The sequence below is a fragment of the Devosia sp. LC5 genome, assembly GCF_000735585.1.
Lineage (GTDB): Bacteria > Pseudomonadota > Alphaproteobacteria > Rhizobiales > Devosiaceae > Devosia.
Genome location: NZ_JNNO01000012.1, coordinates 177,010 through 191,278, shown reverse-complemented (window position 1 = coordinate 191,278; position 14,269 = coordinate 177,010). Strand labels below are relative to the sequence as shown.

Below are 14,269 nucleotides of genomic sequence, written 5' to 3'. Positions count from 1 at the left end.
CAGTTTCCCATTTGAGGATAGAAAGCCGCAATTCTTGCGGCATCATGCCAATGAACGATAGCGACAGTCTGGGCCACACCGCGCCCGCCAATCCCGAGCCTCCTTCTAGTCCCGCCTCCGTGCATGCACGGAGGCCATCGATCTGGAACCGCATCAAGGCCATGCTGGCCTTGCGCACGGTTTCCCTGCGCGACGACCTGCAGGTCGCGCTCGAAGAGCAGGGGAGCGCCGAAACCGCCGACTTTTCCGAAAGCGAGCGGACCATCCTGCAAAACGTACTCAAGCTCTCCAATGTGTCGGTTGCCGACGTGATGGTGGAGCGCAGCGATATCCAGGCCATCGAGTTCGACGTCAATCTGGGTACGCTATTGGCCAAGTTCCGCGAAGTCGGCCATTCGCGCCTGCCCATCTATGATGATGGGCTCGACAATATTTTAGGCTTTATCCACGTCAAGGACGCACTGGGCAGGATCACCGAGCCGGTGACCGACCCGGGCAAGGATGTGCCGGTAAAGCTCATTTCCACCGTGCTCAAGCAGAAGATCGGCAAGTTCGACCTGATGCGCACGGCCATGTTCGTGCCTACCTTCATGCCGGTGGGCGACCTGCTGCAATCCATGCGCGCTTCCCGCGTGCATATGGCGATCGTGGTGGACGAGTATGGCGGCACGGACGGGCTGGTGACCATCGAGGACCTGCTTGAAGCGGTGGTCGGCGAGATCGAGGACGAGCATGACGAGCTGGCTGCCGCGCTGATCCGCAAGGTGGGGGCCGATACCTATATCGCCGACGCGCGCGCCGAATTGAGCGACGTGCGCAGCCTGATCGGGCCGGATTTCGATCCGGGCGAATTCGGCGAAGAGGTGGAAACCATTGGTGGGCTGGTGTTCGACCTGGCCGGGCACGTCCCCAAGCGCGGCGAACGCGTGACGCGGCTCGAGGGTTTTGATTTCGAAATCCTGGCCGCCGACAGCCGCCGCATCAAGCGCCTGCGCATCCGCCGCAAGCGTGTTGGGGGGAATGACGAACCACTGGCGATTACCGATCAGCGCAGTGAAGCCGACAAGGCTGCCGCGGAATAAGAAAAGCTCGGAGCGATCCGGGCTTTTGGCTTTGGGTAGCCAAAACAACAAAAGGCCCAAGGATTTCTCCCTGGGCCTTTGGCTTGCTGCGTAACTTTTGCGATCAGACCTGCTGAACCGATTCGACGCCGGGGACGAAGTGGCGGAGCAGGTTTTCGATGCCGCTTTTGAGCGTGGCGGTGGAGGAGGGGCAACCTGAACATGCACCCTGCATGTGGAGGAACACGGTGCCCTCCTTGAAGCCCTTGAAGATGATGTCGCCGCCATCCATGGCGACGGCCGGGCGCACGCGGGTGGCCAGCAGTTCCTTGATCACTTCAACAGTCTCGCTGTCTTCGGATTCAAAGAATTCCTCGACCTCGTCGAAGTCGGCCGCCGGAGCGGCGCCTTCAGCGATGACAGGCTTGCCGGACAGGAAATGGTCCATGATGACGCCAAGAATGGCCGGCTTGATATGGGCCCAATTGGTGTCGTCCTTGGTGACCGAGATGAAATCGGAGCCGAGGAACACGCCGGTGACGCCGGAAATGGCGAACAGGCCCGTGGCCAGCGGGGAGGCCGCGGCGGCTTCGGTATTGCGGAAATCGCGCGGTTCGCCAACCAGCACATCGCGCCCGGGCAGGAATTTCAGGGTTGCCGGATTGGGCGTGGCTTCGGTCTGGATGAACATCAATGATCCTCGGACGGGCAGGTTCTACACTTAGAACGCTTCTAAAATAGTCTTTTAGACGCGGAGTGCAAGGCCAATCGCGCATCGCGACCATGCGCCGCGTTCACAGCGGGGTGGGCCGGCGATATGGCTTTGGCCATGATCCGCTTGTTCCGCTTTATCGGCCTTGTCGAAGGCATTACCACGCTGGCGCTGTTTGTTGTCGCTATGCCGCTCAAATATTGGTTCGCCACGCCGGGCCTCGTGCCACCGGTGGGCATGATCCATGGCGTAGCGTTCATTGCCTATGTCATGGCGATGATCGCGTGCCTATGGGGGAGGGGCTTTACCCGCGGGGAATGGGCCCGCACGACCATCGCGGCCTTTGTGCCGTTCGGCACATTTCTCAATGACCCGTTCCTGAAGCGCAAGCAGTTGCTGGATGAGTCGCGGATCGCCTGAGGCAGCACCAGCCCTCAGCAGATCGCGATAATCTCCTCGTCGCTCATGCGGCCGGGGACCACTGTCAGCGGGATGGGCAGGGCGTTGGCGCGACCGGCGAAGTGCATCACCAGAGGGCCGGGGCCATCGGTGGAGGTCGAGGCAGCGAGCACCAGGATGGCGATCTCGCGGTCTTGCCCGATAACGGTCTCGATCTGCTCGGGACCTTCGCCCTCGCGGATGACCGACTCGACCTTGACGTCGCCGATATCCCTTATGCGGGCGAGACGGGCGTCCAGATTGCGCTCGGCCTCCTCGACGGCTTCGGCGCGCAGCACATCTTCGACGCCCAGGCCGATGAATTCGGGCTTTTGCACCACGCTCATCAGCACCACGACGCCACCCGTGCGCTTGACGCGATAGGCGGCAAAGGTCAGAGCGCGGTCGCATTCGGGCGTCTCGTCAATGACGACGAGGAATTTTCGCTTGTACTCGGTCTCGTACATTGCGCCTCCGGTTATCGAATGAAGCCGACGATATTACGGATATCGGCCATGATAGGCTGGGCGATAGCGCGGGCGCGGTCGGCGCCGCTGCGCAGGATCGTGTCCATTTCGCCGCGATCGCTGACCAGCCGCTGCATTTCGTCGGCAATGGGGGAGAGCACGGCGACAGCAAGATCGGCCAAAGCCGGCTTGAACGCGCCCCAGCCCTGGCCGCCGAATTCGCCCAGCACGTCGTCCACGCTGCGGTTGGAGAGGGCGGCATAAATGCCGACCAGGTTTTCCGCCTCAAGACGCCCGGCAAGGCCGGCGGCTTCGCTGGGCAAGGCATCGGCGTCGGTGGTGGCGCGCTTGATCTTTTTAGCGATCGTGGCCGCATCGTCCATCATATAGATGGTCGACAGGTCCGAAGCATCGGACTTGCTCATCTTCTTGGAGCCATCCTTGAGCGACTTGACCCGCATGGCGGGGCCGGTGGCCAGGGTTTCGGTGATGGGGAAGAAATCGCCCTTATGGCCCAGCGCCTTGATTTGCTTTTTGAAGTCGTGATTGAACTTCTTGGCGATATCGCGCGTCAGTTCGAGATGCTGCTTTTGATCTTCGCCCACCGGCACGCCGGTGGATTTATAGAGCAGGATATCGGCGGCCATCAGCGAGGGATAGGCGAACAGGCCCAGCGAGACATTCTCGCTGTTTTCACCCGCCTTGTCCTTGAACTGGGTCATCCGTGCCATCCAGCCCATGCGGGCGACGCAGTTGAATATCCAGCTCAGTTCGGCATGTTCCATCACCTGGGATTGGTTGAAGATGATCGACTTTTTCGGATCGACCCCCGCCGCGATATAGGCGGCCGCGATCTCATAGGTCCAGCGCTTGAGGTCAACGGGGTCCTGCCACACGGTGATGGCATGCATATCGACCACGCAATAGATGGTCTCATGCGTGTCCTGCAGGGGCACGAAGCGGCGGATGGCGCCGAGATAATTGCCTAAGTGCAGGTCGCCCGAAGGCTTGATGCCGGAAAAGACGCGAGGGGTGAAAGCCATGAAGGGGAGCCCGGAGGTTCGATAACGCGGATATGGGGAACACTTATATCCGAGAACAGATATTGAAAACCGTCTTCTCGGAGACCTGATGGTGAGCTTGTCGAACCATGAGGCCGGGTACGCTAAGGCTTGAGTGCCACGACCTCGTCCTTCGACAGGCTCAGGATGAGGTCTACTGGGTGCGCTTGCGGCGCAACCTATTGGCCAGCATGCCCAGCTTTTGCGCCCCGGTAATGTGGACCAGGGTGAAATAGACCGCGCTGCCGAACACGCAGATGACGAACAAAGCCGCAGCCTGGGTGAGGAACGGCGCGCCGGGGGCGAAGAGGGTGGTGGCGCGCTGGGCGAGCAGATACAGCACCCCGGCCATGATCAGGCTGCTGGCGATGATCAGCACATGTTTGCGCAGCGAAGCCGCAGGCAGGGCGAAATAGCCGCGCCGGGCGAGGAAGAGCGCCAGCAGCACCGCATTGAGCCAGGACGAAATGGTGGTGGCGAGCGCAATGCCGACATGTTGCAGGCTGGGGAACAGCCAGAGCGAAATGCCGATATTGGCGAGCACGGAGAGGCCCGCAAAAATCGTCGGCGTGATGGTGTCCTTGCGCGAGAAAAAGCCTGGCTGCAACACGCGGATCAAGACGAAGGCCGGCAGGCCCCAGGCATAGCCGACCAGCGCCTCGGCGACGGGAATGGTGGCGCTGGCGTCGAACGCCCCGCGCTCGAACAGGACCCGCACGATGGGGACGGAAAGCGCGGCAAGAGCGGCCGCCGCGGGCATGGACAGCAGCATGGAAAGCAATAGCGACTGATCCTGGCTCTGGCTGGCCTCTTTATTGCGCCCGGCGCTGAGATGGCGGCTAAGCTCGGGCAGCAGCACGGTGCCGATGGCAATGCCGATAATGCCGAGGGGGAGCTGGTAGAGGCGGTCGGCATAACCGAGAACCGAGATGGCGTCTTCGGCGCCTGAGGCGATTGCAGTACCCACCAAAATATTGATCTGGGTAATGCCGCCCGCCAGGATTGCTGGAATAGCGAGCAGCCAGAAGCGGCGCACTTCGGCATTGGGCCAGGGAATGCCCAGGCGCGGCGCGAAATTGGCGCGACGCACCGCGCCATAGACCAAAGCCAGTTGCGCGACCCCGCCGACCAGTGTGGCGATGGCGACCCAAAAGGCGATATCGGCCTTGTCTTCCAGCGCTAGAATAGCCAGCGGGATCAGAGCGGCAATGTTGACGATATTGAGGATGATCGGGGCAAAGGCGGAAGCGAAAAAGCGGCCCAACGTGTTGAGAATGCCCGCATAGGCGGCCATCAACGACATGCAGGCCAGGTAGGGGAACATGACGCGCGCCAAAAAGACCGTCAGCGCGAATTTTTCCGGATCATCGAAGCCCGGCACGAAGACCCGCATGATGGGGTCCATGAAGATTTCGGCCAGGATGGTGACGGTGAGGATCGCCGCGACCAGCCAGCTCATGATGCGGCTGGCCAGCAGCTTGGCGGCTTCTTCGCCCTGGGTTTCGAGCGCGGTGGAAAACATCGGCACGAAGGCGGTGTTGAAGGCGCCTTCGGCAAACAGCCTCCGGAACAGATTGGGGAAGCGGAAGGCAGCATAAAAGGCATCGGCGACAGGGCCGATACCAAGCACGGCGGCCATCAGCGCATCGCGGATAAAGCCGGCAATGCGGGAGACCAGGGTCAGCCCGCCCACGGAGAGGAAATTGCGATAGAGGCTCATGGGAGGCAGGCGCCTTCTTCACCTCTCCCTTTGGGGGAGAGGTCGGCCCGCAGGGCCGGGTGAGGGGCCCTTTTCCTGGCCTGGTGTTGGGGGAAGGCCCCCTCACCCGCCGGCTTTGCCGTCGACCTCTCCCCCCAAGGGAGAGGTGAGGAGCGCACAGCGCCCCAGCCCCTACCCATTGACCACCTTCTGCTCCGCCGGCTTGGGGTGGAACACATTCATCAGCGCATCATGGATTTTGCGCTGGCGGGGCTTGGACATGATCTTCTGGCCGGTCAGATCGGTGACATAGAAGACGTCGACGGCCTTTTCACCATAGGTGCCGATATGGGCCGAGCCGATAGTGAGGTTGAGATCGGAAATCTCGCGCGTCATGGCATGGAGCAGGCCCATGCGGTCGAGGCCGGAGACCTCGATGACGGTGAATTTTTCCGACAATGCGTTGCTCACCGAAACCTGGGCGGGCAGGGCAAATGGCTTGAGGCGCTTGTTGTGGCGGCTTTCCTTGCCCAGATCGATCAGAATCTGCCGCTTGCCCTGCAGCAATTGGCGGACCGTATCGATGATGCGGGTGGCGCGAACCTTTTCGTCCTCGTCGGAGGTGAAGGAGCGGCGCAGCCGGAACGTGTCGATGGCGCGGCCATCGCGGGTGGAGAAGATCTGAGCGCCAATGATCGAAGCATCCTGCATGGTACAGGCGCCGGCGATCAGCGAGAGCAGGCGCGGATGGTCGGCCATGTAGAAGCTGACCTCGGTTATGCCCTCGAATGCCTTGATGCGGATCGAGCCGGCAAAGGTCTCGCCCGAGCTATCGGCCTGGCGGATCATCCGGGCATGCTCGAGCTGCAATTCGGGCTCGGCGCGCAGCCAGTAATGATCGTAATGGCGGGCCATATAGGCTTCGACATCGGCCGGCAGCCAGGTCTCGAGCTTTTCGGCCAGCTGGCGGCGGGCGGCCTCGATGCGGTCCGATTGGGTGACCTGGCTATGGCCGCCGGAAAGGAGCGGTTCGGTGGCGTAATAGAGCGCCCGTAGCAGGCTGCCCTTCCAGCCGGTCCACACGCCCGGGCCGACGGCACGGATATCGCAGGCGGTGAGGATCATCAGCAGCGCCAGGCGCTGGGGCGATTGGACCACGTCGGCAAAGGCCTTGGCGGTTTCGGGGTCCTGGATATCGCGGGCCTGGGCGATCTCGCTCATCAACAGGTGATGTTCGATCAGCCAGCTGACCGTATCGGTTTCGGCCGGGGTGAGGCCAAAGCGGGGGCAGAGTTTTTTGGCAATGCGCATGCCGGCAATGGAATGGTCTTCCGGGCGGCCCTTGGCGATATCGTGCAGGAACAGCGCGACATAGAGCAGGCGCGTGTCGTTGAGCTGGGGCAGCAATTCATGGGTCAGCGGCAACTGATCGCGAAGGCCGCCATTGGCGATATCGGCCATGACGCCGACCGAGCGGATCAGATGCTCGTCCACTGTATAATGGTGATACATGTTGAATTGCATCAGGGCGACGATCTTGCCGAAATCGGGCACGAACTTGCCCAGAACGCCGCTCTCGTTCATGGCGCGCAGGATGCGCTCGACCGACATGGGAGCGGTCAGGATGGTCAGGAAATAGCTATTGGCCTTGGCGTCGTTGCGTACCCGGTTGTCGATCAGGCGCAGCGAGCGGGAGATGACCTTGATGGCATCGGGATGGAACAGCAGTTCCTCGCGCCCGGCGACGAGGAAAATCTTGATCAGGTTGACCGGGTCTTTTTCGAACACGTCGGGGGCAGCGATGTTGATCCGGCCAGTATCGAGTACGAAATCGCTTTCGCCCTTGATCCTGGATTTGCCCGAACGGAACGGGGCCAGCACGCGGCCGACCAGGTCCATATCCTTGGCGTGGTTGAATTCGAGAGAAGCGCAGATGATGCGGGTCAGATCGCCCACATCCTTGGCGACCAGAAAGTAGCGCTTCATGAAGCGCTCGACGCCCAGCATGCCCAGGCGCTGGGCATAGCCCATGCGGTGAGCCAGTTCGGGCTGCACGTCAAAGGTCAGCTTTTCTTCGGCCCGCCCGGTCAGGAAATGCAGGTGACAGCGCACCGCCCACAAAAAATCCTCGGCGCGGGAGAACAGGCGGTATTCGCCATTGGACAGCACGCCCTTGCCGACCAGTTCATGGCTGGTCTTGACCTGGTAGAAATATTTGCCGATCCAGAACAGGGTGTTGAGATCGCGCAGCCCACCCTTGCCGTCCTTGATATTGGGCTCGACCACATAGCGGGTATTGCCCATCGCCTTGTGCCGTTCATCGCGTTCGGCCATTTTGGCGGCGATGAATTCCGGCCCGGTCTTGGGCATGATCTCGGTTTCAAAGCGCCGGACCAATTGGTCGAACAGAGCCTTGTCGCCGGTCAGATAACGCGCCTCGAGGGTGGCGGTGCGCACGGTCATGTCGGCGCGGGCCATGCGGATGCTTTCATCGACCGAGCGGACGGCGTGGCCGACCTTCTGGCCCAGATCCCATAGCAGGTAGAGGATATATTCGGTAACCTGCTCGCCCCAGGGCGTCTGCTTGTAGGGCAGGATGAACAGCAGATCGATATCGGAACCGGGCGCCAGCGTGCCGCGGCCATAGCCGCCAACGGCAGAGAGCGCGATGGCTTCGGCGCCGGAGGGATTGTCGACCGGATAGACCCGGCTGGTAGCGAAGAGATAGACCGCGGTGATGATCTCGTCCTGCGCGTCGGACAGATTTTGCGCGCAGCGGGTGCCTTTGCCATTGGCGAGCAATTCGGCTTCGGCCGATTTGCGCGCCTCGGCCAGGGTCTTGCGCATATGGGCCAGCACCACGGCACGGGCGGCAGCGCTTTTGGGCGCCTCATCGCCAATGGCGGTGTCCAGTTCAGCCAACAGGGCTTCGGCGCTTTTCAGCGCGAACTGGGGTTTTCGCGGCTTGGCTTCAGCTTCGGCGAGCGTCATCGCGGAGTTTCTTTAGTTCGTAGAGGGCTTCGATCGCTTGCTTGGGGGTCATTTCGTCGGGACGAACGGCGTCGAGCGCGGCATGGACTGGATCAGGACCCGCCGGTTTGGGAGCGGGTTGATGGGCAAAGAGCGGCAGATCATCTAGCACGCTGGCCTTCTGGCTGGAAGAGGCCGTACCGGCCGAGCGTTGTTCGAGAATATCGAGCACCTGGCGGGCGCGGGCCAGCACCGGCTCGGGCAGGCCGGCCAGCCGGGCCACCTGAATGCCATAGGAGCGGTCGGCGGCGCCGGGCCCTACTTCATGCAGGAACACCACTTCGCCCTCCCATTCGCGCACCTTCATGGTGACATTGGACACGCGGGACAGGGTTTTGGCCAGGCTGGTCAGCTCGTGGAAATGGGTGGCGAACAGCGCGCGGCAGCCGGTGGTTTCATGCAGGGCTTCGACGGCGGCCCAGGCAATGGACAGACCATCGAAAGTAGCGGTGCCGCGGCCGATTTCATCGAGCACCACCAGCGAGCGGCGGGTGGCGCGATTGAGGATGGCCGAGGTTTCGACCATTTCGACCATGAAGGTCGAGCGGCCATGGGCAATGTCGTCGGACGCGCCGACGCGGGAGAAGACCCGGTCGATGACCCCGATATGGGCCGAGGCGGCGGGCACGAAACTGCCCATCTGCGCCAGGATGGCGATCAGCGCATTCTGGCGCAGGAAGGTCGATTTACCGCCCATATTGGGGCCGGTAACCAGCCAGAGCCGGCCGCCGCCAATATCATCGGCGCCGGAGAGGTCCGCATCATTGGCGACAAAGCTCTGGCCCTCGGCCCGCACCATATCCTCGACCACCGGATGGCGGCCGGCCTTGATCTCGAAGGCCAGGGAGGTGTCGATTTCGGGCCGGGCATAATTGCGGGTCGCAGCGAGATGAGCGAGCGCGGCAGTGACGTCGAGTTCGGCCAGGGCGTCGGCGAGCTCGCGCAGCGCATCGGTGCGGCCGAGAGCCTCCGAACGCAGGCTCGAAAAAATCCTGATCTCGATATCGAGCGCCGCTTCATGGGCGCGGGCGATGCGGCCCTCGAGATCAGCTAGTTCGGTCGTGGTGAAGCGCATGGCGTTGGCCAGCGTCTGGCGATGGATAAAGCTCTGGCGGTGCGGCTCTTCGAGCAATTTCGTGCCATGCGCCGCCGGCACTTCGACGAAATAGCCCAGGACGCCATTGTGCCGGATCTTGAGCGAGCGGACGTCGGTTTCCTCGATCAGGCGGGCCTGCAGCGCGGCGACGACAGCACGAGTTTCGCTAGCCAGCGCGCGTTCGTCATCCAGGGTCTGGTCATAGCCCTTGCGCACAAAACCGCCATCGCGGCTGAACAGGGGCAATTCATCATCCAGCGCCAGCGCCAGCATGGAGGCCAGCGGCGCGGGGGCAGCGGCGAGGGTCGCCGATAGTCGGGCAAGGACCGTGGGGACATCATCGAGCCGGGCGAAATGGCTCGAGAGCGCGAGAGCGGCGCTGACCGCCTTGCCGATGGCGGCCAGGTCGCGGGGGCCGCCGCGATCAAGCGCCAATCGCGTCAGCGCGCGGGCCAGATCGGGCACGGCCTTGAGGTCGCTGCGCAACCGGCCATTGAGCATGGTATCGCCGGCCAGAACCGAGACGGCGTCGAGCCGCTCATTGATTGCTGCTGCATCGGCCAGCGGCGCCGCCAAACGCGCCGAGAGCAGGCGCGAGCCGGGCGCGGTGACCGTCAGATCGATAGCATTGCGCAGCGATCCGCGTTGCTGACCCCGCTGGGTCTGGTGCAGTTCCAGGCTGGCGCGGGTCGCCTGGTCAATGGCCATGGTGCGGGCATTGGTGCCGAATACGGGCGCGCGCAACGCGACGCCGACGCCTTTCTGGCTATCGCTGATATAGGCCACAATGGCGCCCAAAGCCGAGCGGGCGGCGCGGGAGAGAGCGGACGGATCGAAAGCTCCGCCGGGAAAGGCGTCGCGCAAACTGGCGGTCGCCGCCTCGCTGTCGAAAATCTCCGCGGGTGCAATATGGCTGATCGGCAGCCAGGCGGGGGCGAACAGATGCCGCTCGACCAAAGCCAGACGGGTGGCCTCGCTCAGGATCAGTTCGGCCGGATCGATGCGGGCCAATTCGTCCTGCAATTGATCGGCACCCAGATCGGCCGTGAAGCTCTCCCCGGTCGATACATCGGTCCAGGCAAGGGCGAAATCGGTTTCCCCATGCCGCACCATGGAGAGGGCGGCGAGGAAATTGGACGCGCGGGCATCGAGGTGATCATCCTCGGTCAGCGTGCCGGCCGTGATCAGCCGCACGACATCGCGTTTGACCACCGATTTGGCGCCGCGCTTCTTGGCTTCCTTGGGGTCTTCCACCTGCTCGCAAATGGCGACGCGGTGGCCCAGTTTGACCAGCTTGTTGAGATAATCATTGGCGGCATGGATGGGCACGCCGCACATGCCGATATCCTGGCCCAGATGCTTGCCGCGCTTAGTCAGCACAATACCCAGGGCGGCGCTGGCGATCTCGGCGTCCTCGAAGAACAGCTCGTAGAAATCGCCCATGCGATAGAACAGCAGATAGCCCGGATTGACCGCCTTGATCTCGAAATATTGCGCCATCATCGGCGTCAGGGCCGGGGCGGGCGAAAGCGATGCGGAGTCGGGGAGCGACTGGTCCATGAATGCTTTAAACTATGCGGCAGGAAGCGGCCAAACTAGGGCAGGTTGCGGCCCGATACAACCGCGCAAGGCTCATTGTCCCGCTCAATTGGCGCCCAGAATCAGCCACCAGGCAAGGCCCTGCGCGATGACGAAACCCAGCACCGCCGACCAGCTCAGGCTATCGGCGGTATGGGCGGGGAAGCGGAACCAGCCCAGATGGGCAGCGACGCGCAATATGGCCAGAACAATGAAGGCGGTGAGATAGGCCAGAAGGGCATAAAAGCCGATCGTCCAGCCCTTGGCGTAATTATTGTCGGTGCCGGGAACGCCCAACAACCAGGGAACGATGGCCAGGGCACAAAGCGCAGCAAGGATGATGGGCACGGCGGTGATCAGGAAGCGACGCATGACATCTCGAGCCAAAGACAAGGGCACCGGCCAGAGGAACCGGTGCCCGGGATTATGGCGGAATGTTCGCGCCTTAGCGAGTTTTTGCTTTGGCTGTGGATGCCCGCCGCCGTGGCGGTGGCGCCATTTCGACCGGCTCGATGACCTTGCGATAAAGATGCCAGGTGGCATGGCCGAAAATCGGGATCACCACGGCCAGGCCCACAAACAAGGGCAGTGAACCCAGCGCCAGTCCAACGGCGACGATCAGGCCCCAGGCCAGCATGGGAATGGGATTTTTCAGCACGGCGCGGATCGAGGTGGTCACCGCGACATAGGCGCCGACATCGCGATCGAGCAGCAGCGGGAAGGCCACCACGGTGGTGCACAGCGTGATCACGGCAAAGGCCAGACCCAAGAGATTTCCCACGATCAGCAGCGTCCAGCCTTCCGGCGTGGTCAGCACCTGATTGATCAGGGCGCTGAGCTGGGCGGGGGCGGAGGAGCCGAAAAGATTTTCGTAAAGCCCCTGTGCTGCGGTGAGCCAGAGCGTGAACACGGCAAAGAGGAAAATGCCGACAGCCGCAATCGAAGCGATAGCGGGAGAGCGCAGCACCTCGAAAGCGTGGATCCAGGAGGTATCGAGCCCCAATTCGCGCCGCCGGCTGATTTCATAAAGCCCGATAGCGGCGAAGGGGCCGATCAGCGCAAAGCCGCCCATCAGCGGATAGAGCAGGGGCCAAGTGTGATAGCCCGACATCCACACCGCCAGCACGATACCGACAATCGGATAGATCAGCGTCAGCAGCACATAATGGGACGGTTTGGCCCAGAAATCGGCGGCACCGCGTTTGAGCGCATCGATCAGGTCCGCCAGGGTGATCTTGCGAATAACGGGGTGGTCCAACGCCTCGGTAGCGCCACCGATCACGTGAAAATTCGCCATGAATGTCCTCCTCCAGAACATGGGGAGGCCGCGTCGCATGACCTTGTAGCATCGCTTCGGCCACGAAGCGCGACCTGCCAGACGAGGAAGGATAACCCAGCTGCGGCAGATTGTCGCCCCCGGCTCGGAAAATTGTGAAGGCGCCAGGAGACCTCATGGTGAGCTTGTCGAAGGACGAGGTCTACTGGAATTGTCGGACAGTTTCTAAATCTCGTAGCGGTCCGTCTTATCCTCCACGGGCCGATAGACGAAATAATCGAAATCCGCCGGGCTGGCCGTGCCGTTGAGATCATGCGCTGCCACGCCGACAAAGGCGCCGGTGAAGCTGCCGTGGGCCTGGTGGCCGCCGCATTCGTCCGACAGGATCGAGGCATCGAGTACGGGACCGATGGGCTGCAGGTCCTGGCCTTCCAGCGCGTAGAAGAATTGCAGCTTTGACCCGCGAATGCTCAGGGCCAGCTTGACCTTACCACTATTCGGAATCTGCACTGGATCGGCCGGGAAACCCAGATTGCCGTCGGGCCAGCTTATTTCAGAGGTCATCAGCAGCAATTCGCGCTGGCCATCGGAATGCGCCGTAACCGCGAGATAGAAGAAATTGTACCGGCTGTAATAGGCGGCGAGGCCTGCCATGGTGCGCTCGTCGGTGGCGGGGAAGTCCACGACGGTTTCGGCATCATAGGAGAAATGGGTCTGGCGGCGGGCGACCAATGCCTGCTCGAACCACGAACCGATCGATTCGCGACCAAACAGGCGCAGCTTGTTGTCCGCAAGGGCGAAAATCCGCTCCGGCTCCGGCGTGCGCAGCCATTGGAAGTCTTTGTGCAGCGCGCCTTCGAATGTGTAGCGCTGCTCGGCCCAGTATTTTGCCGTGTCGAACGCGCCGGGCACTTCGACATGCAGCGAGGGGACCGGGCCGTGTTTCACGTGAATCCAGTCGTCGTCGCCCCAATAGGCCTCCTGGATAGCGGTTTCCCGGCCCAGCACGCAGCGGCGGTTCTGCGTGGTGGGGCGGCCGGTGAGGTGGACGAGATAGGTCTTGCCCTCGGGCGTTTCCACCAGATCGCCATGGCCGGCGCGCTGCAGGGCGGCGAAGGGCGCGTCCTTGGACGTGAGAATGTGCTTGTCCGGATGAGTCTCGTAAGGCCCCCAGATATTGCGCGAGCGGGCAAAGGTGACTGCGTGGTCATAGGCCGTGCCGCCCTCGGCGGTCAGCAGGTAATACCAGCCGTTCCGCTTATAGAGATGGGGCCCTTCGACCAGCTTCAGGTCGGTACCCTGATAGATGTTCTTGATCGGGCCGACCAGCTTGCCCTGGGCGGGATCGAATTGCTGCAGTGCAATGCCGGCGAACTTGAGCGGCCGCGTGCGATGGTCCCACAGCATGTTGACGAACCACTTCTTGCCGTCGTCATCGTGGAACAGGGAAGGGTCAAAGCCCGAGGAATTGGCATATACCGGGTCGGACCAGGGACCTTCGATGCTGGGCGCGGTGACAATGTAATTATGCGCGTCCTTGAATGAGCCATCCTTGCGCTTGACGTCGGTATAGACCAGCCAGAATTTTTCCCCGTCATGGGTAAGGCAGGGCGCCCAGACGCCGCAGCTGTCGGGATCGCCGCGCATATCCAACTGAGCCTTGCGCGTCAGCGGACGGGTGACGAGGTCCCAATTGGCAAGGTCCTTGGAGTGGTGGATCTGCACGCCCGGGAACCATTCGAAGGTCGAGGTGGCGATGTAATAATCCTCGCCGACCCGCAGGATGGATGGGTCGGGATTGAAGCCGGGCAGGATGGGATTGGTGATCTGGGGCATATTTCCTCCTCCCGC

Annotated in this window: 11 protein-coding genes; 2 read left to right on the top strand and 9 right to left on the bottom strand. The window is 62.2% G+C overall.

All coding sequences use genetic code 11. The features are described 5' to 3' along the window. Positions 1-50: 50 nt before the first annotated feature. A complete protein-coding gene (locus FF80_RS08380; protein WP_160172815.1) occupies positions 51-1,082 on the top strand; it encodes a hemolysin family protein in 1,032 nt (343 codons plus the stop codon). Between the two features lie 103 nt (positions 1,083-1,185). On the opposite strand, the gene FF80_RS08375 is transcribed toward FF80_RS08380, so the two are convergent. Beyond that, positions 1,186-1,752: a NifU family protein gene (locus FF80_RS08375; RefSeq protein ID WP_035099217.1), complete on the bottom strand. Its 567-nt coding sequence runs from the start codon at positions 1,750-1,752 to the stop codon at positions 1,186-1,188. A 138-nt stretch (positions 1,753-1,890) separates the two neighbouring features. On the opposite strand from FF80_RS08375, the gene FF80_RS08370 reads away from it, so the two are divergent. Next, positions 1,891-2,193 carry a DUF3817 domain-containing protein gene (locus tag FF80_RS08370; protein ID WP_244445733.1) on the top strand — a complete coding sequence of 101 codons (303 nt, stop codon included), beginning with the start codon at positions 1,891-1,893 and terminating at the stop codon, positions 2,191-2,193. Positions 2,194-2,207: 14 nt separating this feature from the next. Here the strand turns inward: FF80_RS08370 and FF80_RS08365 are convergent, their stop codons facing one another. The 8 genes from FF80_RS08365 to FF80_RS08330 form a co-directional block, all read right to left on the bottom strand. Continuing rightward, entirely contained in the window at positions 2,208-2,678 is a 471-nt protein-coding gene (locus FF80_RS08365; protein ID WP_035099213.1) for a universal stress protein, read from the bottom strand. Between the two features lie 11 nt (positions 2,679-2,689). Next, positions 2,690-3,721: a tryptophan--tRNA ligase gene (gene trpS / locus FF80_RS08360; protein WP_035099210.1), complete on the bottom strand. Its 1,032-nt coding sequence runs from the start codon at positions 3,719-3,721 to the stop codon at positions 2,690-2,692. Positions 3,722-3,893: 172 nt separating this feature from the next. Beyond that, on the bottom strand, positions 3,894-5,459 hold the full coding sequence (murJ, locus tag FF80_RS08355) for a murein biosynthesis integral membrane protein MurJ (protein WP_035099208.1): 1,566 nt from the start codon (positions 5,457-5,459) through the stop codon (positions 3,894-3,896). 171 nt (positions 5,460-5,630) lie between these two features. Next, positions 5,631-8,429, bottom strand: a complete 2,799-nt coding sequence (locus FF80_RS08350) for a [protein-PII] uridylyltransferase (protein ID WP_035099207.1) — start codon at positions 8,427-8,429, stop codon at positions 5,631-5,633. Then, the gene (gene mutS, locus FF80_RS08345) at positions 8,410-11,124 is read right to left on the bottom strand and encodes a DNA mismatch repair protein MutS (protein WP_035099206.1); all 2,715 of its coding nucleotides are present in this window, start codon (positions 11,122-11,124) and stop codon (positions 8,410-8,412) included. Before mutS ends, FF80_RS08350 begins: the two co-directional genes overlap by 20 nt. Before the next feature lie 84 nt (positions 11,125-11,208). After that, positions 11,209-11,514 carry a hypothetical protein gene (locus FF80_RS08340; RefSeq protein WP_035099205.1) on the bottom strand — a complete coding sequence of 102 codons (306 nt, stop codon included), beginning with the start codon at positions 11,512-11,514 and terminating at the stop codon, positions 11,209-11,211. A 73-nt stretch (positions 11,515-11,587) separates the two neighbouring features. Beyond that, positions 11,588-12,439 (bottom strand): DUF2189 domain-containing protein, encoded by an 852-nt coding sequence (locus FF80_RS08335; protein WP_035099204.1) that lies wholly within the window; start codon positions 12,437-12,439, stop codon positions 11,588-11,590. Between the two features lie 204 nt (positions 12,440-12,643). Further along, a complete protein-coding gene (locus FF80_RS08330) occupies positions 12,644-14,254 on the bottom strand; it encodes a glycoside hydrolase family 43 protein (RefSeq protein WP_035099203.1) in 1,611 nt (536 codons plus the stop codon). Positions 14,255-14,269 lie beyond the last annotated feature (15 nt).

Coding starts and splice junctions, on each gene's coding strand:
- FF80_RS08380 (WP_160172815.1), top strand. CDS start 51: ATGAACGATAGCGACAGTCTGGGCCACACCGCGCCCGCCAATCCCGAG.
- FF80_RS08375 (WP_035099217.1), bottom strand. CDS start 1,752: ATGTTCATCCAGACCGAAGCCACGCCCAATCCGGCAACCCTGAAATTC.
- FF80_RS08370 (WP_244445733.1), top strand. CDS start 1,891: ATGATCCGCTTGTTCCGCTTTATCGGCCTTGTCGAAGGCATTACCACG.
- FF80_RS08365 (WP_035099213.1), bottom strand. CDS start 2,678: ATGTACGAGACCGAGTACAAGCGAAAATTCCTCGTCGTCATTGACGAG.
- trpS (WP_035099210.1), bottom strand. CDS start 3,721: ATGGCTTTCACCCCTCGCGTCTTTTCCGGCATCAAGCCTTCGGGCGAC.
- murJ (WP_035099208.1), bottom strand. CDS start 5,459: ATGAGCCTCTATCGCAATTTCCTCTCCGTGGGCGGGCTGACCCTGGTC.
- FF80_RS08350 (WP_035099207.1), bottom strand. CDS start 8,429: ATGACGCTCGCCGAAGCTGAAGCCAAGCCGCGAAAACCCCAGTTCGCG.
- mutS (WP_035099206.1), bottom strand. CDS start 11,124: ATGGACCAGTCGCTCCCCGACTCCGCATCGCTTTCGCCCGCCCCGGCC.
- FF80_RS08340 (WP_035099205.1), bottom strand. CDS start 11,514: ATGCGTCGCTTCCTGATCACCGCCGTGCCCATCATCCTTGCTGCGCTT.
- FF80_RS08335 (WP_035099204.1), bottom strand. CDS start 12,439: ATGGCGAATTTTCACGTGATCGGTGGCGCTACCGAGGCGTTGGACCAC.
- FF80_RS08330 (WP_035099203.1), bottom strand. CDS start 14,254: ATGCCCCAGATCACCAATCCCATCCTGCCCGGCTTCAATCCCGACCCA.